This window comes from Burkholderia ambifaria AMMD, assembly GCF_000203915.1.
Lineage (GTDB): Bacteria > Pseudomonadota > Gammaproteobacteria > Burkholderiales > Burkholderiaceae > Burkholderia > Burkholderia ambifaria.
The window spans coordinates 1,570,193-1,595,921 of the sequence record NC_008390.1 but is presented as its reverse complement, the minus strand read 5'-3'; the positions used below and the strand labels follow the sequence as shown (position 1 = coordinate 1,595,921).

Annotated in this window: 20 protein-coding genes and 3 tRNA genes; 6 read left to right on the top strand and 17 right to left on the bottom strand. The window is 66.1% G+C overall.

The window, feature by feature from the left end:
- Positions 1 to 193: 193 nt before the first annotated feature.
- Positions 194 to 280, top strand: a tRNA-Leu gene (locus tag BAMB_RS07325).
- A gap of 211 nt (positions 281 to 491) precedes the next feature.
- Here the strand turns inward: BAMB_RS07325 and BAMB_RS34860 are convergent.
- From BAMB_RS34860 to gbpA, 16 genes are all read right to left on the bottom strand, one after another.
- A protein-coding gene (locus BAMB_RS34860; RefSeq protein ID WP_085963142.1) for an IS3 family transposase occupies positions 492 to 1,852 on the bottom strand; the annotation gives its coding sequence in 2 pieces (ribosomal slippage) (positions 492 to 1,390 and positions 1,390 to 1,852; 1,362 coding nt in all).
- A 236-nt stretch (positions 1,853 to 2,088) separates the two neighbouring features.
- On the bottom strand, positions 2,089 to 2,640 hold the full coding sequence (locus BAMB_RS07310) for a cytochrome b (protein ID WP_011656747.1): 552 nt from the start codon (positions 2,638 to 2,640) through the stop codon (positions 2,089 to 2,091).
- A gap of 439 nt (positions 2,641 to 3,079) precedes the next feature.
- On the bottom strand, positions 3,080 to 3,763 hold the full coding sequence (locus BAMB_RS07305) for a response regulator transcription factor (RefSeq protein WP_011656745.1): 684 nt from the start codon (positions 3,761 to 3,763) through the stop codon (positions 3,080 to 3,082).
- 13 nt (positions 3,764 to 3,776) lie between these two features.
- Positions 3,777 to 4,316, bottom strand: coding sequence for a hypothetical protein (locus tag BAMB_RS07300; protein ID WP_011656744.1), 540 nt, complete (start codon positions 4,314 to 4,316; stop codon positions 3,777 to 3,779).
- Complete coding sequence (locus BAMB_RS07295) at positions 4,303 to 4,698, bottom strand: type II secretion system protein (protein WP_011656743.1); 396 nt, start codon at positions 4,696 to 4,698, stop codon at positions 4,303 to 4,305. Before BAMB_RS07295 ends, BAMB_RS07300 begins: the two co-directional genes overlap by 14 nt.
- A complete protein-coding gene (locus BAMB_RS07290; RefSeq protein ID WP_011656742.1) occupies positions 4,673 to 5,155 on the bottom strand; it encodes a type II secretion system protein in 483 nt (160 codons plus the stop codon). Before BAMB_RS07290 ends, BAMB_RS07295 begins: the two co-directional genes overlap by 26 nt.
- Positions 5,152 to 7,590, bottom strand: coding sequence for a secretin N-terminal domain-containing protein (locus BAMB_RS07285; RefSeq protein ID WP_011656741.1), 2,439 nt, complete (start codon positions 7,588 to 7,590; stop codon positions 5,152 to 5,154). Before BAMB_RS07285 ends, BAMB_RS07290 begins: the two co-directional genes overlap by 4 nt.
- A 31-nt stretch (positions 7,591 to 7,621) precedes the next feature.
- On the bottom strand, positions 7,622 to 8,101 hold the full coding sequence (locus BAMB_RS07280; RefSeq protein ID WP_011656740.1) for a hypothetical protein: 480 nt from the start codon (positions 8,099 to 8,101) through the stop codon (positions 7,622 to 7,624).
- Entirely contained in the window at positions 8,098 to 8,652 is a 555-nt protein-coding gene (locus BAMB_RS07275; RefSeq protein ID WP_011656739.1) for a hypothetical protein, read from the bottom strand. Before BAMB_RS07275 ends, BAMB_RS07280 begins: the two co-directional genes overlap by 4 nt.
- On the bottom strand, positions 8,649 to 9,179 hold the full coding sequence (locus BAMB_RS07270) for a hypothetical protein (protein WP_011656738.1): 531 nt from the start codon (positions 9,177 to 9,179) through the stop codon (positions 8,649 to 8,651). Before BAMB_RS07270 ends, BAMB_RS07275 begins: the two co-directional genes overlap by 4 nt.
- Complete coding sequence (locus BAMB_RS07265) at positions 9,176 to 9,943, bottom strand: hypothetical protein (RefSeq protein ID WP_011656737.1); 768 nt, start codon at positions 9,941 to 9,943, stop codon at positions 9,176 to 9,178. Before BAMB_RS07265 ends, BAMB_RS07270 begins: the two co-directional genes overlap by 4 nt.
- On the bottom strand, positions 9,924 to 11,558 hold the full coding sequence (locus BAMB_RS07260; protein WP_011656736.1) for a GspE/PulE family protein: 1,635 nt from the start codon (positions 11,556 to 11,558) through the stop codon (positions 9,924 to 9,926). The genes BAMB_RS07265 and BAMB_RS07260 overlap by 20 nt, the downstream gene beginning before the upstream one ends.
- A 54-nt stretch (positions 11,559 to 11,612) precedes the next feature.
- Positions 11,613 to 12,794 (bottom strand): type II secretion system F family protein, encoded by a 1,182-nt coding sequence (locus tag BAMB_RS07255; protein WP_011656735.1) that lies wholly within the window; start codon positions 12,792 to 12,794, stop codon positions 11,613 to 11,615.
- Positions 12,795 to 12,796: 2 nt separating this feature from the next.
- Entirely contained in the window at positions 12,797 to 13,309 is a 513-nt protein-coding gene (locus BAMB_RS07250; RefSeq protein WP_011656734.1) for a lytic transglycosylase domain-containing protein, read from the bottom strand.
- Positions 13,284 to 13,724: a type II secretion system major pseudopilin GspG gene (gene gspG, locus BAMB_RS07245; RefSeq protein ID WP_011656733.1), complete on the bottom strand. Its 441-nt coding sequence runs from the start codon at positions 13,722 to 13,724 to the stop codon at positions 13,284 to 13,286. Before gspG ends, BAMB_RS07250 begins: the two co-directional genes overlap by 26 nt.
- 270 nt (positions 13,725 to 13,994) lie before the next feature.
- Positions 13,995 to 15,455: an N-acetylglucosamine-binding protein GbpA gene (gene gbpA, locus BAMB_RS07240; protein ID WP_011656732.1), complete on the bottom strand. Its 1,461-nt coding sequence runs from the start codon at positions 15,453 to 15,455 to the stop codon at positions 13,995 to 13,997.
- A gap of 351 nt (positions 15,456 to 15,806) precedes the next feature.
- Here gbpA and BAMB_RS07235 point away from each other — a divergent pair, with 351 nt between their 5' ends.
- Positions 15,807 to 18,683, top strand: a complete 2,877-nt coding sequence (locus BAMB_RS07235) for a glycosyl hydrolase family 18 protein (RefSeq protein WP_045554935.1) — start codon at positions 15,807 to 15,809, stop codon at positions 18,681 to 18,683.
- Positions 18,684 to 19,124: 441 nt separating this feature from the next.
- On the opposite strand, the gene BAMB_RS07230 is transcribed toward BAMB_RS07235, so the two are convergent.
- Positions 19,125 to 21,455 (bottom strand): ATP-binding protein, encoded by a 2,331-nt coding sequence (locus BAMB_RS07230; protein ID WP_011656730.1) that lies wholly within the window; start codon positions 21,453 to 21,455, stop codon positions 19,125 to 19,127.
- Positions 21,456 to 22,101: 646 nt separating this feature from the next.
- Here BAMB_RS07230 and BAMB_RS07225 point away from each other — a divergent pair.
- The 4 genes from BAMB_RS07225 to BAMB_RS07210 all read left to right on the top strand — a co-directional run bounded on the left by BAMB_RS07225 (position 22,102) and on the right by BAMB_RS07210 (position 25,726).
- Positions 22,102 to 22,188: transfer RNA gene (locus BAMB_RS07225), tRNA-Leu, on the top strand.
- Positions 22,189 to 22,394: 206 nt separating this feature from the next.
- Positions 22,395 to 22,481 (top strand) — tRNA-Leu (locus tag BAMB_RS07220).
- 457 nt (positions 22,482 to 22,938) lie between these two features.
- Complete coding sequence (locus BAMB_RS07215) at positions 22,939 to 24,186, top strand: ROK family protein (protein ID WP_011656729.1); 1,248 nt, start codon at positions 22,939 to 22,941, stop codon at positions 24,184 to 24,186.
- Positions 24,173 to 25,726, top strand: coding sequence for a sugar ABC transporter ATP-binding protein (locus BAMB_RS07210; RefSeq protein WP_011656728.1), 1,554 nt, complete (start codon positions 24,173 to 24,175; stop codon positions 25,724 to 25,726). Before BAMB_RS07215 ends, BAMB_RS07210 begins: the two co-directional genes overlap by 14 nt.
- The last annotated feature ends 3 nt before the right edge of the window (positions 25,727 to 25,729 follow it).

The following is a 25,729-nucleotide window of genomic DNA, read 5'->3' as shown; positions in this document are numbered from 1 at the left end:
AAGTGTCCGTCAGACAGTTCTATAGTGACGGCGGCGGGTCATTCTATCATCCGACAGTGGCGCCAAATAACCGCGAATGGCGCGTGCGGGGGCCACGGCGGCCGGTTCGCGGCGCATCGCAAAAATGTGTTGACACGGATAATTGGGGCGCTATAATTTCGCTTCTTTGCAGCAGGCAGCTACTGCAAAACGTGCCCAGGTGGCGGAATTGGTAGACGCACTAGGTTCAGGTCCTAGCGGTGGCAACATCGTGGAGGTTCGAGTCCTCTCCTGGGCACCATCTGTTTTTGAAAAGGTCGGCTTCTAGCCGGCCTTTTTTCATTTTCGGCCCAGGAAGCAAAGCGCCTGCGCGCTTTGCGTGGGGACTCGAAAGGCTGCGCTTGCAAGCGCAGCCGGGGTCGCGCTTGTGTGACCGAGTCCTCTCCTGGGCACCATCTGTTTTTGAAAAGGTCGGCTTCTGAACTGACCCCGCAAAGTTGGACAGTTGAAGGCTAGGCGCTCAAGGGCTGAGTTCTGTATTGCACGGGACTCAGCCCTTTCAATTTGAGCTTGATGCGTTCGTGGTTGTAGTAGTGGATGTAGTGATTGAGCGTGTCGCGCAAATGCTCCACGCAAGTGAAGCGATGTCCCTTGTAGCACTCGGACTTGAGCGTGCCGAAGAAGCTTTCCATCGCAGCATTATCGAGGCAGTTCCCCTTGCGGGACATGCTTTGAGTCAGTTTGCGCCGCTTCAGTTGCCGGCGAAACGCCGGCATTCGGTATTGCCAGCCTTGGTCCGAATGCAATAGCGGTCTGTCCGTGCGTTTGAGTTTGGTCAGCGCCTTCTTGAGCATGCCGCTGACCAACTCGAAGCTTGGGCGTCGATCCATCTGGTAAGCCACGATCTCGCCGTTGTACAGATCCATCACCGGCGACAGGTACAGCTTCTGACCGCCGACGTTGAATTCCGTCACATCCGTCACCCACTTCTGATTGGCCTGTGCGGCACTAAACTGACGTTGCAGCAGGTTGGGTGCGGCTTTGCCGACTTCGCCTCGCCAGGAGCGGTATTTCTTCGGGCGCAGCAGGGATTTCAACTGCAATTGCTGCATCAGCCTCTGCACGGCCTTGTGGTTGACGAGATGCCCGGTTTGCCGAATCGCAGCCGTGACGCGTCGATAGCCGTAGCGGCCCTTGTGATGGTCGAACACCGCCCGGATCTTCGCCTTGAGATCGGCACGGCGATCGTCGACGCTCAGCGTCCCAAGCTGGTAATAGAACGTGCTACGCGCCAAGCCGGCCGCCTTCAGAAGTGCCGCTACCGGATGGTGCTGCCTAAGCTCGTGCACTATTTGCGCTTTTTCTTTTGCGCTGCCTGCTTCTTCGCCAGCAGCGCATCGAGCTTTTTTAGGTAGGCCACCTCCGCACGCAAATACTCGTTTTCCTTGAGCAATTCTTCGCGCGAGCGTTCATCCGGTGTGCCGGGTTCGGTGGGTTTGGGCGGAAGTGAAGTGGCCATCTTTCGGGGGCGCCCTCGTCGGCGAGGGGACAGTGCATCGATACCGCCCTCATGATACAGGCGCTCCCAGCCGGCTACGCAGCCCGCGCCGCGAATATCGAACAAGGCCGATACCTGGCCGTATGACAACTCGTCTCGCCACATGCGCTGCAGTACCGATAGCTTGAACTCAGCGTCGTAGCAAACGTGTTTCTTGCGTAACCCCGCGCTGCCATGCTCCCGATAGCTCGCCACCCAGCGCCCCACGACCGAGCGGCCCACTCTGTACCGATGCGCCAGCGATTCGATGCCGATTCCGCCGGCCAGATACTCGTCAACGATGCGTTGCTTGAACTGCTCGTTGTACTTCGTCATGAAAAACACCCCAAAGGTTGGACGGGTGTCCAACTTTTGGGGTGCAGTTCATCTAGCCGGCCTTTTTTCATTTTCGGCGCCGAGAAGCACGAGGATGTGGGGCGATCCGGCCCCACTATGAGCAGAGGTCCTACTTTCAAGCGGGCGCGATGTTGGCGCAGTCGGCCCCCACTCGCTGCCCACGGCCCCGGGCAAGCCGCTCACGCTCGACGCCCTCTTCCGCGCGGCCAGCTTCGTCAAAGCATGCGCTTCAGCACGCCGTTCTTCGACACGAACTGGTGCTTGAGCGCCGCGCCCGCGTGTGCCGCCACCATGATAGCCAGCGCATAGCAGCCGATCCGATGGAGTACGAACCAGTGTTCGGTGACCGGCCCCGCGCTGAACGGCGTCTTCACGTAAAACACCCCGAACAGCCAGTAGCCATCCGGCACCATCACGAAACCGCTGAACAGCACGAAGGCGACGAGGCCGTAAATCAGCGAGTGCACCAGATGCGCAATCGATCGCTGTTGCCGGGGAATCGAGTCGACGTCAGGCGGCGTCCGGCGGAAAAACGACCACACGTAGCGAAGCGGAAACAGCACGATCAGGCAGCTCGCGAGCGACATATTGAGCGTCGACACGAAACGCCAGATCTCCGGTTGGGTGATGAAGTGCAGCGAGAATCCGGCCGCCATCGTGTACAGAATCACGACCGCGAAGATCCAGTGCAGTACGCGGGAAAATCGGTCGTAGCGACCGTCGCTCGCCCATGTTCCCGGCGAACTTGTTTGAGAAACCACATGCATGATTGATCCTTTATTGATTGCCAATTGCGTGTTGCCATGGCCAGATGGATGCAATTATCGAAGTGGCTTCCCGTGTTGATAATCAATATCAAGGATTTCCAAATATCCGTCCCGGCGCCCGGACGTGCGCCGCATCGTCGTCATGCGGCGTCAGTACGTTCGTCGCGCACAGCTCAGTCGCGCCGAGCTGCAGGATCGACAGCGGCGTCGGCTGCGCTTCGCCGGACGGGCTGCGCATCAAGTTGATCGAGAATTCGCGCGATGCGCGGGGCGGGTTCGCCGGGCGGCGAAGTTCAGCCGGGAATGACGGACGCGCGGGACGCGCACGTGACCGTGTCGGGACGGAGTCGGGGTGGATTCGACGCGCACGACCGACGCCGCAGCGCCGGTGGCAATCCGGATGGCGGTCGCGCCGGCGCGCCGCCATCCGGTCGACTGATCAGGTCCGTTCCAGTCGGTACCCGTAGTTGTAGACCGTGGTGATCACGAGCCCGTTCTTCGGCCGCAATCCGAGGCTCGAACGCAACTTGCTCACATAAGTCGCGAGCGTCGCGTCGTACTTCCGGTCGACCGCCCCCCAAATGCGCTTGATCATCATGTCCTTCGACACGATCCGCCCGACGCTCTCGAACAGCATCAGCGCGAGATCGAACTCGCGCTGCGACAATTCGACCGGCGCACCGTCCACGGTCGCGGCATGCGCGCTCACGTCGAGCGCGAACTTGCCGACCTCGACGACCTTCGCGCGCTGCGTCTCCGGGTAGTACTTGCGCGCCTGCGCATTCACGCGCGCGACCAGCTCGCGCTCGCGCAGCGGCTTGATCAGATAGTCGTCGGCACCGCTGTTGAGACCGAACACGATGTCGTTCTCGCCGTCGTGCTGCGTCATCATGATGATCGGCAGCGCATCGGCGAACGATTCACGCGCCCAGCGCATCACCTCGATCCCCGACTTGCCGGGTACGTCCCAGTCGAGCAGCAGCACGTCGACGCGCTGCGTGCGCACCAGTTCGATGAAGCTGTCGCCGTCGTGCCGCACCTGCGTGTCGTAGCCGGCCTTGTCGAGCCAGCCGGCCACGACGCCGGCCTGCGTCACGATGTCTTCAAGTATTGCAACGATCATGTTCGCCCTGATCTCAGTATGCCGCCCCGTTCCCGGGCTCGTTCGCCGCTCCGTCGACCGGAGGGGGCGGCAGGTAAACAAACGCCCATTCGCCGTACGCGTCACTGTCGCCGAACGCGTCGTACCGCGCGGGGAACCCATGACGCTTGAGCGGCTGCCCCGGCGCCTCGCTGAATACGCCCATGATGCCGCCGTCAGGCGCCTTCACGAGCCCCCACTGCGTCGAACCGGTCAGCGGATCGGCATACAGCCGCCGCAAGTGACGCAGCGTCGGCAGCCCGCGGCGATCCTCGAGCAGTGCGTCGAGCGATTCCGGATAGCGGCTGCCTCCCGCCGCATTGTAGTAGCTGGCGATCGCCGCACGAAACTGGTCGCCGACGAACAGCAACTGCGCCTCCCGGTCGCGCTGCTGCACCGTCGTCCAGATCCGTGCCGCCTGCGTCATGCCGAGCCCCAGCGCCGCGACGAGCAGCAGCACGCCGAGATACGCAATACCGCGCTGCGCGCGCAGCCCCCGCCGCAGCCCGGCGCGGCGCCGATTACCACGTCGCATAGGTGCTCCCGTCGAGCGCGCGCCCTTTCGCGCCGCTCTTCACGTCGGCGATGCCGCCCGTCTCGCCGGCCTGCGGTTGCCACGACCCGCGCTTGCCCGTGAGCGGGTCGAGCGGCAGCTCGCGCAGATAGCGCTTCTCGACCAGCGCATCGAGCGTGTCGGGATCGCGGCCGTGATCCGCCCGGTAATCGTCGATCGACTGGCGTAGCGTGTTCAGGTTGTGACGCAGCACCGTTTCCTTCGCGCGATCGCTCTGCTTCAGGTAGCCGGGTGCGACGAACGCGGTGAGCGCCGCGATGATCGCCATCACCACGAGCAGCTCGATCAGCGTGAAGCCGGCCGCGCGGCGCGCGCGTCTACCACTGGTTGTACGGGACGCCATTGAGGCCCTCCTTGCGGTTGGTCGAGCGGATGTCGAACACGTCCTCGCCGGACGAGAACGAATCGGGGTCGCTCGCGTAGCTGCGCGTTTCCCAGGTGTCTTCCGGCACCTTGTCGTCGCATTCGCACATCGGATCGGCCGGAAGCTTGCGCAGGAAATACAGCCGCGCGCCGTCGGGCGACTTCTTGTCCTCGACGCCGTCGACGAGCGCGCGCAGGTCGGGCGGATAACCGCTCGCGTCGACGCTGCGCTCGATCCGCCCGTCATCCGCCGCCGCCTTGTACGCGTCGAGCGCCGAGCGGATCACCACCAGCACGCGGCGCAACTCGGCCTCGTCCGAGCGCCGTTTGACGAGATCGGTCAACGGCAGCGCGACGGTCGCGAGCAACGCGAGCAGCGACATCGCCACCATCAGTTCGATCAGCGTGAAGCCGCGTGCGCGTCGACGCCCGTTCACGCGAAGCCCCGCGCGCGCGACAGCAGCATCGGCGCGTCGGCATACAGCGGCAGCGCCGGTTCGCGTTCGCCCACGACGTGATCGACGAACGCCTGCAGCGTGCCGATCAGCGAGCGGACGGCGGCGACGATGCCGCGTTCACCGCGTGCCTGCGAAGCGGCGGCCTGCGAAGCGGCGGCCGGCGCGCGTGCCGCCGTCGCCTCGGCCGCCGTCCGCGGCGCCGCCGCGCGCACGATCGCGCCCGGTTGAGCAATGCGCGGCGCCGCGTCGACGTCGCCCGCGCGATCCAGCTCGATTCGCGCGGCGGCGATGGCCGCACGCAACTCGGTCGCCTTCGCCGCGGAAGCGACTGCCCGCGTCACCGCCCCTCGCGGCGGCACCGCACGGCGGTTCGCCGCGACGGTGCCCGCTGCCTCGGCCTCTGCGATCTTGATTGCCCGGGCCGGCTGCGGCCCGGCATCCGAACGCGTGCGCATCATCCCCGCGCCGCGCTTGTCGTGCTCGACCATCGGGGCCGCCGTCTCATCCTGCCCGGCCGCCACGCCCGCTTGCGGCTCTGCCTTGGCCGCGTCGGCTGTTTCAGGCTCCGCGGCCGCGCGCTGGCCCACCGGCGTCGCCGGCTCGATCGGCGCGTCCAGATCCGGGCCGTCCGACGACGGCAGGCGCGCCGGCACGGCCTGCGCGGACTCGAGCGTCAGCGCTTCGGTGGTCACGCGCGACTCGGTGCCCGACAGGAAGGTCGTCACTGCCGACATCGGCAGGTCGAGATTGCGCTCGATATGCGGCGTGATGAGCAGCACGATCTCCGAGCGCTCGTTGCTGCGGCCGTTCGAACCGAACAGTCTGCCGAGCACCGGCAAGCCCGATACGCCCGGCAGCCCCGCCACGCTGTCGCTTTCGTTACGCTTGACGAGGCCGGCAAGGATCTGCGTTTCGCCGTTCTTCGCGGTCATCAGCGTCTCCGCATTGCGCGTGCCGAGCGAATAGGCGACGAGCCCGGTCTTCGTGGTTTCCTTCGTCAGGATGCTGCTGACCTCCATGTTCACCTTGACGCTCACCTCCTCGTTCAGGCTGATGCGCGGCTCGACCTTCAGCATCAGCCCAACGTCCTGGTAGCTGACCGATTCGGTCACGACGCCGTTCGCGTTGGTGGTCGTGACGATCGGCACGCGCTCGCCGATCTTGATGTTGGCCTTCTCCATGTTGCGCACGCGGATCTTCGGATTCGCGAGCGTCTTGGTCTTGCCTTGTTTCTGCAGCAGGTCGATCGCGAGCGCGAGCCCGCCCGATTCGCTCGATACGCCGACGCGGTCGCGATTCAGGCGCAGCAGGTCGCCGAGCGTCAGCGCGCCGCCCTCCACGCCGCCGAGCGCGTTGAACTGGATCTTGCCCGGATACTGGACGCCGAGATCGAGGCTGTCGTTCATGTTGACCTCGAGCACCTGCACGTCGAGCGTCACCTCGGATTGAGGAATGTCGAGGCCCATCACGACGCGCTCCGCGACCTGGATCGTCTCCGGCGTGTCGCGCATGACGACCGCATTCACCCGCTCGTCCACGTAGACGTCCTTCGGCTTGATCATCTGGCGCAGCGCGGCCATCACCGACTTCGCGTCCGCATGCGACAGGAAGAACGTCCGGATCGCGAACTCCGTGTAGTTGCGTGCCTTTTCGGGCTGCGACGGGTAGACGAGCAGCGTGTGCCGGTCGAGCACCTTCTTCTCGAGCTGGTTGGTGCGCAGCAACAGGTTGATCGCATCCTCGGCGGTCGTGCGTTCCGCGAACAACGTCGCGGCATGGCTGGTGTCGACGTCGCGGTCGAACACGAAGTTCACGCCGGACACGCGCGAGATCACGTCGAAGATGTTCGCAAGCGGCTGCTGCTTGAAGTTGAGCGACACCGGCTTGCGCAGCGCGTCGGACAACTGCGGCCGCACCGCCCGGCTGGCCTGCGACTGACGCAGCAGCCTGTCGCGCAGGCGCTTCGCGTCCGCGTGGTTGGGCTGCTCGGCGAGAATGCGCCGCGCGATCTCGAGCGCCTCCTGCGGCTGTTCGCCGCCGATGCGCTGCGCGCGCGCGAGGTCGACCGCCATCTGCTGGCGGCGCTTGACCTGCTCGAGCGCCTGGCTGGCCTTGAGGTTGCCCGGGTCCTCGTCCAGCACGTTGTCCAGGTGATCGATCGCGGCCGCATGGTTGCCCTGTGCGATCTGGCGGTCGGCTTCCTTCAGCTCCGCGCGCACGTAATCGTGCCGGCTGAATTCGACGGCGGTCGTGAGCGCGATGTCGTCCGGCGCGGCCTCACGCTGCTGCTGCAGCGTGCCGAGTCGTTCGGCGGGCGTCGCGGCGGCGTCGGGCGCGGCGTTGAACGGGGAACTCGCGCATCCTGTCAGCGCGAGCGCCGAGATCAGGAGCAACAGACTGACTTTACGTTTCATGATGGTGTTCGGCCTAAATTGAATTCGGGGTTCATCGGGTCGGGACGAGCGGCGACAGCTCGATATCGGTGCTGTCCCGGGTCACGGTCACCGCGCCCTGTTCGCCCAGTTTCTTCAGCCGGTATCCTTCGGCGATCTCGCCGCCCGGCAGCACGGCGTCTCGCACGCCGCAGCGCGATGCGCACAGCAGGAACGTTTTGCCCGCGCCTTCCAGCACGACGATGCGCTGGTCGTTCTCGCGCCATTCGCCGGCAATGGCGAATGGCGGCTCCGCGACCGGCTGCGCGTCGATCGGCTCGTCGAGCGACGGCGGTTCGGGTTCGGGCTCCGCGACAGGCGGCGGCGGGCTGTCGTTCGCCGGCTCCGCACCGAGCGACGCCCAGTTCTGCGCCGGAAAGACGTCGACGATCGGCGCCTGGCCGGCGCCTTCCCGCGCGACGCTGCCGCCCGCGACGCAAGCGGCGGCCAGCGCGAGCGCGGCCGCGAACGGGATCAAGCGGGCGCGCATCATGTGTCCGGCCCCAGCAGGCTGACCCGCAGGTCGGCGCTCACGCTGGCGCTGTCGATCCGGTCGCGTTCGATCGACACGCCTTCGATGCGCACCATCGGCTGGCTCGCAATCTCGCGCATGGCTTCGCGCAGCCCGACATAGCTGCCGCTCATCGCGATGCTGATCGTGAGCCGGCGCAGCTTGCCCTTCACTTCGACTTCGCGGCGATAAGTCGCGTGCTTGCGATCCATGCCGTGCTGCGACAGGATCTGGAAAATCGAGTAAGCCTGCTCGCTGCTGCGTAATTGCTGGACCTGCTGCAGCGTCAGGCCGTCGGCGCCAGCCTTGCGGGCCACCTGCGGCAACGCGGCCAGTTCCTTCGTGCGCGCGTCGTGCTCGGCCTCGAGACGCTCGCTGTCCGGTTGCAGGTAGAGCGCGTGCGCGCCGACCAGCGCCACGACCAGCCCGGCCGCCAGCAGCCCCGCTGCGCCGAGCTTGCGGGCCGCCGCATAGGCGCCCCAGCGCAGCCGCGCGGCAAGCGCCGTCATGTCGATTGCTTTCAGGTTCGTCATGGGTGTTCGATGCTCAGGCTGAAATGAAAGATGTCCTTGCCGTCCTCCGCTTTCGTGCGGTGCTGCAGCAGGCCGATCTTGCGGTCCGGGTGACGATCGTTCAGTCGGTCGACGAAGATGTAGATGTGCGACAGCTCCGCCGCGCCGCCTTCGATGCGCGCCTCACGGCCGGCCTTGTCGACCGTCAGCGACTTCAGCGCGATCTGCGGCGTCCACGCCTGCTCGATCCAGTCGACCACCGACAGCCCCGAGCCTTTCTCGCTCATCCGCTGCTCGGCGAGCACGCGTTCGATGCGGCGCTGCTCCGGCGTCATCGTCTTCTGCCGGCGCCGCTCGCGCTCGATCGCGCGTTGGCGCTCGTCGATCCGGCTTTCGATGCCGTCGACCTCGTCGCGCAACTGATCGACGCGCGACCACTCGCTCGCGGCGAACGCGCCGGTCAGCAATGCGCAACACAGCGCGACGGCCGCCCACGGCGTGGCGCGCACGCGCGGCGCCGCGAAATCCAGTTCGTCAAGACGCTTCATGCCGGCGCTCCCGGCTCGCGCACGGGCACGTGATCCGGGCCGCCATCGAGCAGCGTCACGCCGTCCTCGACCGGCAGCGCCCCGTCGAGCGCACTCGCGAAGGCCGCGCCGGCCAGCGGCTGCCCGGCCATCAACGCCGCGGCCGCGAACCAGTCGTCGAGCCGCCGGCCGCCCGCGCGCGGCAGCGTGACCACGTCGGCCCACTCGCCCGCGCGGCGAAACACGCACGTCACGACGCGCGGCTGCAGCAGCGCGTAGCGGCAGTCGCCGCCGCTCAGGCGGCCGGCATGCGCGTCGAGCGACGCCGACAACGCGTCGCGCACGCTGACGAGCCGCCAGCCGGCCGCGCGCGTGACTGCCGCGAGCGCCGCGAGCAACGTATCGCAGGCCGCCACCGCCAGGCGCGCGCGACCGCGCGGCCCGGCTTCGATGCGGATCCGCAGCGCGCCGCGCTGCGCGCGGGCGGCGAACAGCGCGCGCGCATAAGCGTCCCACGCGGCGTCCGACACCAGCCCGTCCTGCCAAGGCAGCACGACGCCATGCGTCCACGGATGGCCGACGACGACATGCACGCGATTGCGCATTGCCACGCGCGCTTTCGGCAGGCCGCCGAGCACCTGTGCCAGCGCTTCGGCAGGCAGGCCGTCGTGTGCGACGACGACGTGCGGCTCGCCGGCGCGCCGCGCGCGCCAGCCGTCGTTCGTCCACACGCGCAGCGTGTCGGCGTCGAGCACCGCGATGACGTTATTCCACGGCGATCGCACGTTGCACCTCCTGGAACGTCGTCAGCCGCGCGCGAACCGCCGCAAGCCCCGCGTCGCGCATCGACCGGTAGTCGGCGTTGCCGGCGAGGGCCTGCGCACGCTTCTCGATCGAGCGCTCGAGCAGCGCGGCCTTCATCGCCGCATCGAGCGTCAGCACTTCCGCGAGTCCGATCCGGCCGTGATAGCCGGTGCCGCGGCAGGTCTCGCAGCCCGTGCCGGGCGTGACCACGCGCTTCAGTTCGTCGGGCGCCGCGCCGCTCAGGTCGGCGCCGTCCGCCGCCGTGCCGCCGCAGCGCGCGCAGATCCGCCGCACCAGGCGCTGCGACACGACGCCGTTCAGCGCTTCGAGAAACGTCGACGGCTCGACGCCCATGTAGATGAAGCGGTCGATCACGCTGAACCCGTCGTTCGCATGCACGGTCGACAGCACGCGGTGGCCGGTGAGCGCCGATTGCACGGCGATCGACGCGGTCTCCTCGTCGCGGATCTCGCCGACCATCACCGTGTCCGGGTCGTGCCGCAGGATCGAGCGCAGCCCGCGCGCGAACGTGAGGCCCTTGCGCTCGTTGACCGGGATCTGCAGCACGCCCTTCAGCTCGTATTCGACCGGGTCCTCGATCGTGATGATCTTGTCGTCGCCCGTGTTGACTTCCGACAGCACCGCGTACAGCGTCGTCGACTTGCCGCTGCCGGTCGGCCCCGTCACGAGCATCAGACCGTAAGGCCGGTGCGCGAGCGCACGCACGCGCCGCGCCGTCTGCGCGTCGAAGCCGAGCACGTCGAGGCTCACGCTGTCGCCGCGCTGCGACTTGTCGAGCACGCGCATCACCGCGTTTTCGCCATAGGTGCCGGGAATGATCGACACGCGGAAATCGATCTCGCGGCCCTGCATCACGACCTTGAAACGGCCGTCCTGCGGCACGCGCTTCTCCGCGATGTCGAGCGCGGCGAGCACCTTCAGGCGCGACAGCGTCTGCGCGGCCGCCTCGAGCCCGGGAATGTGGCGGATCGACTGCAGCACGCCGTCGATCCGGTAGCGGATCGACAGACCGTCCGGCACCGCTTCGAGATGAATATCGCTCGCGCGGCTCTGCAGCGCGTCGTAGAGCGTCGTGTTGACGAGCCTGATGATCGGGCTCTCGTCTTTCGCGATGCTCGCAAGCGAGATCGACTCGATCGCCTGTGCGAGCGAATCGCCCTGCGTATCGATCGTCACGTCGTCCATCAGCCGCTCGCTCGACTCGATGTCGCCGAGCAGCCGCTCGACTTCGCCCGGCACACTCATGGCCAGTTCGACCGGCCGCACGCCGAACCGCGCAAGCAGCTCGTCGCGCACGTGGCGGGCGAACGGATCGGCGACGACGACGCACGGCGCGCCGTCGAGCTCGACCGGCAGCACGCGCCAGGTCAGCGCGTCGTGCAGCGGCAGCAGGTCGAAGCGCGTCGGCGCCGCGCGCAGCGTATCGGCGTCGACTGCGCCGATGCCAAGGCAGGCGGCCGCTTGTGCGAGCCGCGTCGGATCGGCGCCCAGCAGGCCCTCCACGTATTGCGCGAAGCCAACGCCCGATGCTTCGGATTCCGACTGCCAGCGTTGAACGATGTGTTCCGTTTTCATTGAGTTTTCTCCTGTTGAACAGCGGGATCGCGAACGCGTTGACAGTGCGGATCGCTATCCGACGCTGCCCGCCAATTCGAAGATCGGCATGTAAAGCAGCAGGACCACCGCGCCGACCGTCGCGCCCACCGCGAGCATCAGCACCGGTTCGAACACCTTGCTGAGCATCTCGATCGCGCGATCGAGCGCGCCGTCGTGAAACTGCGCGATGTGCTCGCACATCCCGCCGAGGTCGCCGCTCTGCTCGCCCACGCGCAACAGCCGCTCGGCGACCGACGTCGTCAGCGCATGCGCGGCGAGCACGGCCGCGACCGGACGCCCTGCGCGCATGTCGATCAGCGCCGCCGCGAGCCGCGCACGGAAATGCTCGGGGAGCACCTTGCCCGACAGCTCCAGCGCGACGATCACCGGCGTGCCGCCCGCGATCAGCAGGCCGACCGTTCGGTAAAAGCGCGTGAGCGCGAACAGTGCGCAGACGTCGCGCACTTTCGGCGCGCGCCACATCAGCCGCTGCGCGGCGCGCTTGAACGCCGCCGAGCGGATCGCCAGCCCCGCGCCGACGAACGACGCCGCGACCGCGAGCCCGACCGCCATCCCGTTCTCGCGCAGCAGGTTCGCCCACCAGAGCATCGCGTGCGCGGTCGGCGGCAGCGTGGCCAGCGACTCGAACACCACCGCGAAGCGCGGAATCACGAAGAACGCCATGAACAGCAGGATCGCGATGCCGACGCCGATCACGACGGCCGGATAGATCAGCGCGCCGGTGACGCGCTTGCGGACCTGTTCGATTCGCACTTCGTACTGCTGGTAACGCTTCAGGACCACCGGCAACTGACCGCTGCCCTCCGACGATTCGACCGTCGCCACCAGCAGCGGCGGAAAAATCGCCGGCTGCCGAGCGAGCGCCTTCGACAACGGCTGCCCCTCGACCATCACCGCGAGCAGGCGGTCGATCACGTACTTCGCGTCCTTGCCCGAATCCGCCTTGTCGCGCAACGCTTCCAGCGCCTCGAACAGCACGAGGCCGGCGTCGAGCAGCGTCGACAATTCCTGCAGGAACAGCGCCAGCGCAAACTTCGGTGCACGGCGGCGCCCGATACGTTTATCGCGCCGGACCTCGAGCACGACGCCGCCCTTCTCCGCGAGCCGTGCGCGCACCTCCATCTCGCTCGCGGCTTCGATCGTCTGCTGGGCGATCTTGCCGTCGGCGAGCACGCGTACCCGAAATGCCTGCATGGCTACCTCCGCCATTCGTCGAGCATCGCGAGGCTCGCGTCGCGATCGCTCGTCAATGCGCGGTACTCGCGCCAGACCTTGGTCGCATAAGCCTTGCGTGCCGGCACGCGTTTCTCCGACGAGCCGGCGTTGTACGCGCCGACCGCGTTCCACGTGTAGCCGTGCCGGTCGATGAATCCGGCGAGAATCGACGCGCCGGTGTCGATCGACGTGCAGGGTTCGTTGATCAGCCGCTTGTGCGTCACGCCGACCTTCACGAGACGCGGCAGATGCGAACTGTTGATCTGCATCAGCCCGATGTCGTAAGTGCCGTTCCGGTTCCAGTTCATCGCGCGCGGATTCAGCGCGGATTCCACCTTCGCGATCGCGACCAGCAGCAGCGGATCGATGCCATGCCGCTCTCCCGCCCGGGTCCAGCAGTCCTTGGCCACGGCGCCGGATGCGCAGGTGGCGAACAGCGCCACGGCCGCGATCCAGCGACGCAGGCCCTTACATGCCGTAGACGAGGTCCGCATCGACGCCGCTCCCGCCGACCCGACCGTCTCGCCCGAGCGACACGATCTCCGCCTCGCCATCACGGCCCGGCACATTCCATTGGTACGCGCGGCCCCAGCCGTCCTTCGGCACGGCCTTCGCGAGATACGGACCGTTCCAGCCGTCGGCGCCTTGCGGCTGCACGACCAGCGCATCGAGTCCTTCGTCGGCGGTCGGGTAATTGCCCGTATCGAGCCGGAATTGCGTGACCGCATCGCCCAGCGTCTTCATCTGCGCTTGCGTCGACTTGACCTTTGCCTTGTCGACCTGCGAGAACAGCTTCGGACCGACATAGCCGGCCAGCAGCGCGATGATCAGCAGCACGACCAGCAGCTCCAGCAGCGTGAAGCCCTGCTGGCCACGGCGTTTCGTCCATTTCCGATAATTCGGTTTCACGTCGTTTGCCCTCTGTAGAGATCCCGGCGGCGTCGCGGCCGGGGGCCGTCGTGTTGCAGACGGCAGGTGAATGAGGCGCTTTCGGGGATGCGGATTCGATTGAAGGAAAGCGCCGATCGATGACGTCATTTTCCGGGGGAAGGAAAACGCCACCACTTTCATCAACGAAATATCAACGCGTGCTTCAATCCGCCGGTTCGCGCGCCAGCCGCAAATGAAAGAGCCGCACGCATTGCTGCGTGCGGCTCGCGTCATCTCCTTGTCAGGTCGTTACTTGCTGCAGGCGCCCAGCTCCTTCCACACCTTGCCGGTATGGTCGGCGCCGGTCGACGCCGGATCGCCCGGCGCCTCGTTCTGCGTCCACCAGCGCGCTTCGAACGTGCGGCCGTTGTGCTGCACCTTCGCGCCGCCCGTATACGCCGTGCCCTGCTTCCATTCGGCCTGGCATTGCGCACCTTCGCCGCCGCCCGATTCGCCGGTCAGCTTGAACGTCGTGGTTTCCTGCTTCAGCGTGCCGCCGTCGATCTGCGACGTCGCCACGGCCGTGTGGTTACCCGCCTTCGCGTTCGCGATGTCGACGTTCACGTCGCCCTGCATGCGCATCGTCGACGACTTCGATCCGACCAGCGAGTTCGACGCGTCGTAAACCTTGACGGTGACGTTCGTGTCCTTCGCGTGGTTGAACTTCAGGAAGAACTTCGCGGTCGCCTTGCCGTTCTGGATCTTGAATTCACCGTTGTTCGAGATGCTGAAGCCTTCGTCGATGCCGCCTTCCGGCTGGTGATCGATCGTCGTCTCGGTGCGCACGATGCCGCTGGTGCTCTTCGAGAACACGTCGTTCTTGCCGAGCGACGGCTCGATGCGGCCGTCGCGCTCGACGCCGGCGATCAGGTTCGCCGCCTGCGTGCGGTTGATTTCCTTCGCGAGCAGCATCGGCCACATGTTGCGTTCGCCTTGCTGCGCGGAGCCGATCGTCACCGTCGTCTTCATCGACGGCACTTCGCCGCCCGACTTGAACACGCGGTTCATGACCTTGTCACCGACCTTCAGGTCCATCGTCGGCGCGATGCTGCCGACATTCGACCAGCTCGGCTTGCCCGGATCGGTCGCGCCGCCGTCGTCGGTGATGTTCAGGTCGGCGACGTTGTAGAACATGCCGGCCGTGTCGCCGACGTGCCACGTCGTCAGCATCACGTGATGGCCCTTCTTGTCCGACGGAATCGTGCAGTTGTGCGGGCCGATCTCGTCGGCTTTCTTCATCCCGCCGTCGATCGTGCAGAACGGCGTCAGGTCGAACTGCTCACGCGTGAGCTTCGCGTTCGGGTTCCAGCCCTGCTTCGTCAGGTAATACTTGAATTCCTTCGTCACGTGCGGCGCGGTGAACGTCCACTTGAATTTCTGGGCGCCCGGCTTGATGTCGGTGATCTTCCAGCGATCGACGGTCTGCTCGTCGAGTTCGCTGAACTGCGTCACGCCGCCGCTCGCGATCTGGCCGTCCGGCGCGCCGGCTGCCGGGAAGCCTTGCTTGCCTTCGACGCTTTGCGGTTCATAGGTGACCGAACCGCAATTGAAGTTTTCGATCTTGCCCGCTTTCGAGCTGCACAGCAGACTGCGCGACGGCGGCTCCGACAGGTAGCCATGCGCGAATGCGGCCTGGGCGAAGAACATCGACGCGCAGGCCACGAGCGGCGACAGGGTAAAGAGCGTCTTGTTCGCTGTTCGGGTTCTCATCTGATTCCGTTGGTTGAAAGTTTAAGGGTGGCTTTTTCGTTCGACGCATCGCGATGCGACCGCCGGAATTTGCGTGACGCATGTGTGGCTAACGAAACGCTGAGCGCAGTATCGCCACGCCCCGCGCATCGTCGTACCTTCCTAAACGATCTCTCAAGAATCCGTCGTCCCCCGCCGCCGTGCGCGCGATTTCTCATGCACTGCCTTCACGCGGCCCGCATTTAGATTGCGTTGAGATTCATTGCCGCTATTCCGTCCGTGAAAAAGAATGCGCTCGCTTCCCCGGCACTCTCTTTCAACACAAGATGGATGGCTTTCAAATTGAAATCGCATAAACGCACTCCCAACATCGTGATCCGACGCCGTTCGCAGCGTCGTGCGCACGTTGCCTATGCCGCGCTCGCGGCAGCCAGCGCACTGAGCTTCGCGAACGCGGCGCTCGCTGCACCCGGCAAGCCCAGTCTGAAGCAGTACGAAATCACGTCGCAGCCGCATGGCTTCGTCGAGATCGACCTGCAGAAGGCAGGCGTTGCGCCGTACAAGGACCTCGTCAAGCTGAACAAGAAGGTCGACGTGCCGCTGCCGTTCGACATCTGGAGCAACGGCACCGCCGTGAAGGCGGTCGCGGTGGTCAACGGCGTCGTCGATCCCGCTTCCGAGGTCAAGATGACGCCCGGCGGCACGCAAAGCGGCGAGGTGATCGCGAACGTGAAGACGCCGGGCGTCAAGAAGATGCAGGTGCGCGTGATCGACGCCAACGGTGCGTCGACCGACAGCGCGCCGCTCGACGTGGTCGTGTTCGACACGATTTCCGAACTCGCGGACGATCTGCCGAACAACGCAAGCAAGAACCACAAGCCGTATGCGAACACGTCCGGTTCGGTGGTCGGCACGTACTTCGCGACGTGGTCGATCTACGACCGCAAGTTCAACGTCGACAACGTACCGGTCGAGAACCTCACGCACATGCTGTATGGATTCGTCCCGATCTGCGGCGGCGCGGACGTGAACGCGTCGCTCGCGAAGGATCTGCCGGGCTCGTTCAACACGCTGCAGCAGAGCTGCAAGGGGCTACCGGACTACAGCGTCGCGATCCATGACACCTATGGCGAGATGGCCAAGGTATTGCCGGGCCAGACCGCGAACTCGAAGCTCAAGGGCGTGCTCGGCCAGATGATGGCCGCGAAGAAGCGCAACCCGAACCTGAAGATCCTGCCGTCGATCGGCGGCTGGACGCTGTCCGACCCGTTCTTCCAGATGCACGATCCGGCGAAGCGCAAGGTGTTCGTCGACTCGACCGAACAGTTGCTGCGCACCTGGAAGTTCTTCGACGGCGTCGACATCGACTGGGAGTTCCCCGGCGGCAAGGGCGTGAACCCGTCGCTCGGCGATCCGGTGAAGGATGGCCCGCTCTACGTGACGTTGATGAAGGAACTGCGGCAGATGCTCGACAAGCTGTCGCAGGAAACCGGCAGGAAGTACGAGCTGACGTCGGCGATCGGCGCGGGCAAGGACAAGATCGACGTGGTGAACTACAAGGAAGCCACGAAGTACATGGACTACATTTTCGACATGACGTACGACTTCTACGGTGCGTTCAGTCTGACGGATCTGGGTCATCAAACCGCGCTGTACGCGCCGGACTGGAAGCCGGACACCGCGTACACGACGCACAACTCGATCAAGGCGCTGCTCGCGCAGGGCGTCGATCCGAAGAAGCTCGTCGTCGGCGCGGCGGCGTATGCGCGCGGCTGGAACGGCGTGCACGGCTATGCCGACGGCAATCCGTTCACCGGCACGGCGACGGGGCCGCACAAGGGCCAGTGGGAACCGGGCATCCTCGACTACAAGAAGGTCAAGGCGGAGATGATCGGGCCGAACAACGCCGGCATCAACGGCTACGAGTATCACTATGACCAGACGGCCGAAGCGCCGTACGTATTCAACAAGAGTACCGGCGAACTCCTCACCTTCGACGACCAGCGTTCGGTCCTCGCGAAGGGCGACTACGTGCGCGCCCATCAACTGGGCGGCCTGTTCTCGTGGGAAATCGACGCGGACAACGGCGACATCCTGAATGCGATGCATCAGGGCCTCGGCCACGGCGACGAAGGCGGCGGCGGTGCGGAGAATCATCCGCCGGTCGCGAACGCGGGCGCCGACATGACGGTCACCGGGCCGCAGACGGTGACGCTCGACGCGTCGAAGTCGCGCGATCCCGACGGCGACAAGCTGAGCTTCATGTGGGAACAGGTCGGCGGCGATCCGCTGAAGCTGGCCAATGCGACGAGCGCGAAGGCGAGCGCCGACGTTCCGTCGGTCAAGCAGGACACGAAATACACGTTCCGCGTGACGGTCACCGATCCGGCCGGCCTGAAGGACACGGCGCAGGTCGTCGTCACCGCGCAGGCGGATGCGACGGTCGAACCGCCGCCCGCGGAAAACCGTCCGCCGGTCGCGCAGCTCGGCGGCCCGGCAACGGCGCAAGCCGGCCAGGCCGTGACGCTGTCGGCCGCGAAATCGACCGACCCGGACGGCGACAAGCTGAGCTTCAAGTGGAGCGTCCCGGCCGGCATCGACGCGAAGCCGACCGGCGCGACGCTGAGCTTCACCGCACCTGAGCTCGCGAAGGACCAGTCGTTCACGTTCTCGGTCACGGTCAGCGACGGCAAGCTGTCGAGCACGGCGAAGCACACCGTCCTCGTCAAGGCGAAGGATGCGGGCGGTGGCGAAGGTGGTGGCGAAGGCGGCAACGGTGGCGGCGAGTATCCGGCGTACAAGGCCGGTACGCAGTACAACGCCGGCGACATCGTGTCGAACCTCGGCAAGCTGTATCAGTGCAAGCCGTTCCCGAACAGCGGCTGGTGCTCCGGCGCGCCGACGGCGTACGAACCGGGCAAGGGCTTCGCATGGAGCGACGCGTGGACGCTTTACGGTGACGACGAAGGCGGCAACGGTGGTAACGGTGGTAACGGTGGCGGCAACGGCGGCGGCGAAGGTGGCAACGGTGGCGGCAATGGCGGCGGCGAAGGCGGCAACGGCGGCGGCGATCATCCGCAGTACAAGGAAGGCACGAAGTACAACGCCGGCGATATCGTCTCCAACAATGGCAAGCTGTACCGCTGCAAGCCGTTCCCGTACACCAACTGGTGCTCGATGGCGGCCTGGGCTTACGAGCCGGGCAAGGGTACTGCGTGGGACCAGGCATGGGAGGCGCACAACGAGTAAGCGCACGAGCAGGCTGGAGCCGGCCTGCGGCGCCATCGCGGCGCCCCGGTCGATGTGAAACCCGCGTCTCGTGACGCACAACGGCCAATGCCGGTATCGCCCTCGCCTCGTGCGAGGGCGTTTTCGTTTACCCCGCTAATGAAAGGTATCCCGGTCTGCGTCTGCGCGGCGCCAGGCCTGCATGCTTGCAAACGCGCCACATGGGGCGCTCGATCGTCGGCAAGGTCGGGGCGGCGGGCCGTCATCGCGCCGCGACCGGCACGCATCCCGCGCGTCGTCACGTGCAACGCGGCGGCGCCGATATCTGCCCTGCACCGCGCTCCAACGCAAAAAGGCCGGGCCCGTGCAATACCGGGCCCGGCCTTCCATCACGCTGACTTCAATCCCTTTCCGACTTCAACGCATTGCACACCCGTTCCGCCGTTCCACGGCCTCCGCCGATCACGCGTCGTCGAGCGTCGTTACCGCAACGGTCCTCGGCAAACGCACGGTGAAGCGGCTGCCCTGCCCCGGCGTCGACGTCACGTCGACCGATCCGCCGTGGCGCTCGATCACCGCCTTCACGAACGGCAGCCCGAGGCCGACCCCGCGGCTGGCGTCGCGATACGTGCCGTCGACCTGGAAGAACGGCTCGAACAGCCTCGGCATCGCGTCGGCCGGGATGCCGCACCCCTGGTCCTGCACGGCCACCGACACCTGCCGGTCGTCGGCGTCGATCCAGACGTCGACGGCCGTCTCCTCGGCCGAGTATTTGATCGCGTTGTCGAGCAGGTTGGTCAATGCACGCAACAGCATGTCGCGATTGCCGAGCACGAACACGTCGTCGCCGTCGTAATGCGGCCCCTCGACGCGGATTCGCTTACCGTTCGCGCTGTGCCAGATCTGATCGACCGCTTCCGCCGCCAGATCGTTCGCCGACACCGGCACATACGCACGCGTATCGAGGTGTTCGGCGCGCGACAGCTGCGTGAAATCCTGCGCGACGCGCAGGCTGTAGTCGACGAGCTTGTGCAGGTCCGCCAGAAAATCCTCGTCGGTCGCGCCGTCGGCGTGGTTGTGCGCTTCGAGCAGCGACAGCACCGTCGAAAGCGGGTTGCGCAGGTCGTGCGCCATGTGCCGCAGCGTCAGCCGGTCGTTTTCGACCGCCGCCTTGATGTTGTGGATATCGACGAGACAGATCATGCTCGCCGTCGAACTGTGCCGGTCGCCATCGCCGAACGGCGTCACCATCATCATCTGCGTGCGCCCGTTCAGCACCAGCTCGGCCGAGTGGATCTTGCCGGTCGCCTTCGCGGTCAGCACTTCGCCGCGCGCGATCGCCAGCACGCGCCCTGCGGCCGCATCGCCGTCCGCGTCGCCGTCCGCGTCGAGCGTCTGCAGCATCGCCCGGCCGCGCGCATTGCACATCAACAGCTTGCCGTGCTGTTCGACGAAGATGGGATACGGCAGCGTTTCAATCATGTCGACATAGGCCGTCTGCCACGCGCGAATGCTCTGCATCGCAATCTCGACTTCGTCCGTCGTCGGCATCGCGGCATCGACGCCTGCCGCGTGCGGCAAGCCGATGAACGCGTGCTGGCCGGCAAGCCCGCGCAGCATCCCGTATTCGTTCAACAGGAATGTCCGCACGCTGCCGGCGCGCCGCCAGCCGCACACCGCGAAAATCAATACGCACACGGCAAGCAACGGCCCGAGCGGCGTCCAGCATGACCAACGCACGAGCAGCACCAGTTCGACGGCGACGAACATGGCCAGCCCCCCGAGCGCGAATGCGTACATGCGCCAGCCCGGCACCAGCATGCAGATCAGCAGCATCCCCGTCGCGACCGCGATGCTGACGACGACCTGAACCGCCACCGGCTCACGCCACAGGATGTGGCCGTCGAGCAGCGCCTGCGTCACCATCGCGTCGACTTCGACGCGCCGCAGCCGTCCACCTTCCGACGTCGACAGGTCGTACACGCCGGAAAGATCCGACATCGTGTCGCCGATGAACACGATGCGGCCGCGCCACGCCGACTCCGGGATGCGCCCCTTCAGCACGTCGACATACGAATAGCGGTCGAGGTCGAAGCGGGCCGGCAGGAACAGCGCGAGCGAGTGAGCTGCGACGCGCCCCATCTTGGATACGTGATCCTGTACCTGGAGACGCACGTCGCCGGCCGGCAGCGACGCGCCCGCCACGCGGATCGCCTGCAGCGCGACGTGCGGGAACTCGTCGTCCGAATTGTCCGCCCGCACGTACGGCACGATGCCTTGCACCAGATGATCGCTGCCGAGCACGACGCTGCGCTGACCAACGGCCGCCGCCGCGCCGCGCAACTGCCGCGCGGGCAGCAGCACGGTGTCGGCACGCGTGCTCTCCGGCGACACGTGGGCAGGCAGCACGACGCGCCCTTGCCGCGTGATCGCGGCCGCGAGCGCATCGTCGCCGGGCGTCGAGCCGAACATCGTCATGTCGAGCACGACGCTCGATGCGCCGCCGAGACGATCGAGCACCTGCGCATGGGACGTCCGTGCATAGCTCGCACCGCCGCCCAGTTCGGCGATCGTTTTCTTGTCGATCGAGACGACGACGACATCGTCGCGCGCGCCGTGATCGACGCGGGTCGCGACCAGATTCCAGTACAACCGGTCGATCGGCGACAGCAGCGTCTCGGCGGCCGGCGTACAGCTGAGCGCCGCCAGCAACGCAACGCCGGCGGTGAACAGCCACGCAGTGGGCCGCACGGACGTCACACCTCGCCAGATACGATGGGGCCAGTCAGACATGGGATGGCATTCCTGTTTATTGTTTTATTCGCCCGAGTTCGCTGCGTCCGCGCATGCCCTGACTGGTCGTGGCAAATCGGCTGCTTTCTTCGTCGCGCGCTCGATCCCGCCACGCTGCTACGGTTCGGGTCGGCTCGGGTCCTCAAGATGCAACCGCACCGGATTCGGCCGCCGGTTGCCAGGCCGCCATGTTGCTCGAATAGTCTTGATCCGTGTCGGGTGGCAAGCTCAATTAACCCTTGTCCCAATAAAAATGATCCATTTTTAGGACTTGTCCTATGCTCGTTTCAGTACTTGTCCTAGATGGCTTCGTTCAGCGTGTCGGCAATGACCGCAATCATTTCGTTGCGTTGCGCGATCCCGTTGTCTCGTCCATTGAGCCCTCTCGCAGAACCTGGACGGACCGCGAAATCTGCCTCTGCGCTCCGTGCAGCCGGACCGCGGGCCACTTGCCGGCTCGCGTCGATACGAGGCAGATGCAGCGCGCCGGCATTTTGCAGCAGAACGGGCGAAGCCGGATCCCGTCGACGCGTGAGCTACCGCACGACGAGGGGCGAATATTTCTCATCGCTTCCGATGAAATTGTGTTGACAGCTTGTTCGAACACGCTACAATAGCGGTCTTCGCATCGCAGCAAGCGAAACGTGCCCAGGTGGCGGAATTGGTAGACGCACTAGGTTCAGGTCCTAGCGGTGGCAACACCGTGGAGGTTCGAGTCCTCTCCTGGGCACCAACTGTTTTTGAAAAGGTCGGCTTCTAGCCGGCCTTTTTTCATTTCTGGCGTCGGATTGATACGCGCGGCTTGCGGCGACATCTGTCTATGCCCCCGGTCCAACGTCACGGCGCAGCCATCAAATAATTTTGCTCGCAACCCGTTGACAGATCCTTTAGACGCGCTATAATTTCGCTTCTTTGCAGCAGGCAACTACTGCAAAACGTGCCCAGGTGGCGGAATTGGTAGACGCACTAGGTTCAGGTCCTAGCGGTGGCAACATCGTGGAGGTTCGAGTCCTCTCCTGGGCACCATCTGTTTTTTGAAAAGGTCGGCTTCTAGCCGGCCTTTTTTCATTTCGGCTTCCGCAAGCGCGATATCGCGTTCAAATCGCGACTCACCCCTCCCTATTACGCGCGCCGGGTGTACCGCATCTCTCCCTCGTCGTTTTCGCGCAAGGACAGACTTCCTCGGCCTTTGCGACGAACGCCCACGCGTCATTGACGCCAAGCAAACGATTCGCCGCAATCGCGCTGAAACGGTGCGCTGAGCAGGACCGCGAGGTCGGCCAGCAGCCCAATCCTGCCCCTCGTCGCACCCCGCACCGACGCACCCTGAAAACCCGCCACACCCGCAAACCCCCGCCCCGCCTGTCTCTCCGGCCGAGGCCGGGATTTCCCTAGGCTGACATGCCGTCGCTCACGCGGTTAAATAAATCAACGTGATTTATTTAATGCGTCGACAGACGACGCGCCCATGGAAGGAGACGCCATGAGAAGCCCGCACATCGGCCAGGGAAGCAACTCGGCCAACGTGCGCCGTTACAACGAGCGCCTGCTGTTGAAGACGCTGCGCCGCGCGGGCAGCGCGTCGAAGGCCGACCTTGCGCGTCTCGCGAGCATGACGGGCACGGCGGTCGGCAGCATCATCGCGTCGCTCGCCGACGCGAAGCTGATCGAATTCGCCGGCCGCACCGAGGGTCAGCGCGGCCAGCCGGCATCGCTGATCCGTCTCGATCCGCGCGGTGCGTTCGGCATCGGCGTCCATCTCGACCGGATGCGCATCGAAACGGCGCTCGTCAATTTCGCGGGCGACGTGCTCGGCCGCCGCTCGCACGACACGCTGCTTCCCCCGCCCGCCGACGTGCTCGACATCGTGCGGCGCGACATCGATGCGATGCAGGATCTGCTCCCCGCGCATGACCGCGCACGCCTCACAGGCGTCGGCGTCGCCCAGCCGTACAACCTCGGCGCGTGGATGCGCGAGCTCGGCCTCGCGCCCGACACGTTCCGCGCATGGGAAGACGTCGATTTCGCGAGCGATCTCGGGCGCATGCTGTCGCTGCCCGTGTTCGGCGAAAACGACGGCAACGCCGCCGCGATCGCCGAACTGTTCTACGGCTACGGCCGGCAGTGCGACGACTTCGTCTACCTGTTCATCGGCCCCGCGATCGGCGGCGGCATCGCGGTCGACGGAGACTGCCTGCGCGGCGTGACCGGCAATGCCGGCGACATCGCCGTGATTCCCGTGCCGCCGAGCCGGCTGGCGTCCGCACCGCCGCCGCGCGGCCCGTGGGACATCCTGCTCGCCCGCGCGTCACTGCATGCGCTCGTGCGCCACCTGCGCCATCACGGCGAGACGGTCGAGAATCGCGCCGACCTCGAGGCCTGCATCGCGCGCGGCCTGCCGGCGGTCGACGAATGGATCGACGACTGCGTCGACGCGCTCGCACCGGCATTGCGCGCGGTGCTCTGCGTCGTCGATGCGCCGGTGGTAGTGCTCGACGCCGATACCGACGCCGGCCTGCTCGACGCGGTGACGACCCGCCTGCGCGCGGCCCTCGTCGCCACCGCGCCCGAAGCGCGCGGCACGCCGACGCTCGTGCGCGGCACGTTCGGCGCCGATGCCGGCGCGATCGGCGCCGCGACGCTGCCGATGTTCTTCAACTTCTCCCCGCGGGCCGGCATCCTCAAGGGCGCCCGCACCGAATCGCAGGAGGTCAACCATGTCGCGTTCTGAGTCGTCCCGGCCGCTGCTCGAGATGCGCCGGATCAGCAAGACGTTCCCGGCCGTGCGCGCGCTCGACAACGTCAGCCTGACCGTCTATCCGGGCGAGATCCATTCGCTGATGGGCGAGAACGGCGCAGGCAAGTCGACGCTGATGAAGATTCTGTCCGGTGCGTACCGCGCCGACGCCGGCGGCGAGATCCTGATCGACGGCGAGCGCATCGACGTCGACGGCCCGCTCGCCGCGCGCGATGCGGGCGTCGCCGTGATCTACCAGGAGCTGTGCCTGGCGCCGAACCTGACCGTCGCGGAAAACATCTACGTCGGCCGCGAACTGCGGCGCGGCAACCGGCGCTGGGGCACCATCGACCGCGCGGCGATGGCGCGCGGCTGCGAGGACGTGCTCGCCCGCCTCGGTGCGCCGTTCGGTCCGGACACGCTGGTCGGCACGCTGTCGATCGCCGAGCAGCAGCTCGTCGAGATCGCGCGCGCCGTGCACACCCGCGCGCGCATCCTCGTGATGGACGAGCCGACGACGCCGCTGTCGTCGCGCGAGACCGAGCATCTGTTCGGCCTGATCCGCCAGCTGCGCGAGGAAGGTCTCGCGATCATCTACATCAGCCACCGGATGGCGGAAATCTATGAACTGTCCGATCGCGTGTCGGTGCTGCGCGACGGCTCGTACGTCGGCACGCTCGAGCGCGAATCGCTGTCGGCCGAGCGGCTCGTTGCGATGATGGTGGGCCGCGACATCTCCGGCTTCTACAAGAAGGAACATGCGCCGTACGACCCCGGCCACCTGCTGCTGTCGGTACGCGACATCGCCGACGCCGAGCGCGTGCGCGGCTGCAGCCTCGACCTGCATGCCGGCGAGGTGCTCGGCATCGCCGGGCTCGTCGGCGCGGGCCGCACCGAACTGGCGCGGCTGATCTTCGGCGCGGAGCCGCGCACGCGCGGCGACGTGAAGCTCGGCGACCGCGCGTTCGGCGCGCACTCGCCGCGCGACGCGATCGATGCCGGCCTCGTCTACCTGACGGAAGACCGCAAGCGCCAGGGTCTGTTCCTCGACATGAGCGTACGCGACAACATCAATATCTCGGTGTGCAACCGCGATGCGCGGCTCGGTGCGCTCGATCTCGCCCGCGGTGCGCAACGCGCACGCGACGCGATCGCCTCGCTGTCGATCCGCGTGCCGAATGCCAACGTCAACGTCGGCGCGCTGTCGGGCGGCAACCAGCAGAAAGTGCTGCTGTCGCGCCTGCTCGAGACCAAGCCGCGCGTGCTGATTCTCGACGAACCGACGCGCGGCGTCGACATCGGCGCGAAATCCGAGATCTACCGGATCATCAACGAACTGGCCCGCGCGGGCGTCGGCGTGATCGTGATCTCGAGCGAACTGCCGGAAATCATCGGTGTCGCCGACCGCGTGCTCGTGATGCGCGAAGGCGAGATCGCCGGCGAACTCGGCGGCCACACGCACACGCCCATCACGCAGGAAGCGATCATCGCGCTCGCGACCGGTTCGCAGGCCGAACTCGCCGACGCGCACTGACCA

Bases quoted from the DNA above. Each gene is read 5' to 3' on its own strand.
- BAMB_RS07310 (WP_011656747.1), bottom strand. From the start codon at position 2,640: ATGCATGTGGTTTCTCAAACAAGTTCGCCGGGAACATGGGCGAGCGAC.
- BAMB_RS07305 (WP_011656745.1), bottom strand. From the start codon at position 3,763: ATGATCGTTGCAATACTTGAAGACATCGTGACGCAGGCCGGCGTCGTG.
- BAMB_RS07300 (WP_011656744.1), bottom strand. From the start codon at position 4,316: ATGCGACGTGGTAATCGGCGCCGCGCCGGGCTGCGGCGGGGGCTGCGC.
- BAMB_RS07295 (WP_011656743.1), bottom strand. From the start codon at position 4,698: ATGGCGTCCCGTACAACCAGTGGTAGACGCGCGCGCCGCGCGGCCGGC.
- BAMB_RS07285 (WP_011656741.1), bottom strand. From the start codon at position 7,590: ATGAAACGTAAAGTCAGTCTGTTGCTCCTGATCTCGGCGCTCGCGCTG.
- BAMB_RS07280 (WP_011656740.1), bottom strand. From the start codon at position 8,101: ATGATGCGCGCCCGCTTGATCCCGTTCGCGGCCGCGCTCGCGCTGGCC.
- BAMB_RS07275 (WP_011656739.1), bottom strand. From the start codon at position 8,652: ATGACGAACCTGAAAGCAATCGACATGACGGCGCTTGCCGCGCGGCTG.
- BAMB_RS07270 (WP_011656738.1), bottom strand. From the start codon at position 9,179: ATGAAGCGTCTTGACGAACTGGATTTCGCGGCGCCGCGCGTGCGCGCC.
- BAMB_RS07260 (WP_011656736.1), bottom strand. From the start codon at position 11,558: ATGAAAACGGAACACATCGTTCAACGCTGGCAGTCGGAATCCGAAGCA.
- BAMB_RS07255 (WP_011656735.1), bottom strand. From the start codon at position 12,794: ATGCAGGCATTTCGGGTACGCGTGCTCGCCGACGGCAAGATCGCCCAG.
- BAMB_RS07250 (WP_011656734.1), bottom strand. From the start codon at position 13,309: ATGCGGACCTCGTCTACGGCATGTAAGGGCCTGCGTCGCTGGATCGCG.
- gbpA (WP_011656732.1), bottom strand. From the start codon at position 15,455: ATGAGAACCCGAACAGCGAACAAGACGCTCTTTACCCTGTCGCCGCTC.
- BAMB_RS07230 (WP_011656730.1), bottom strand. From the start codon at position 21,455: ATGTCTGACTGGCCCCATCGTATCTGGCGAGGTGTGACGTCCGTGCGG.
- BAMB_RS07215 (WP_011656729.1), top strand. From the start codon at position 22,939: ATGAGAAGCCCGCACATCGGCCAGGGAAGCAACTCGGCCAACGTGCGC.
- BAMB_RS07210 (WP_011656728.1), top strand. From the start codon at position 24,173: ATGTCGCGTTCTGAGTCGTCCCGGCCGCTGCTCGAGATGCGCCGGATC.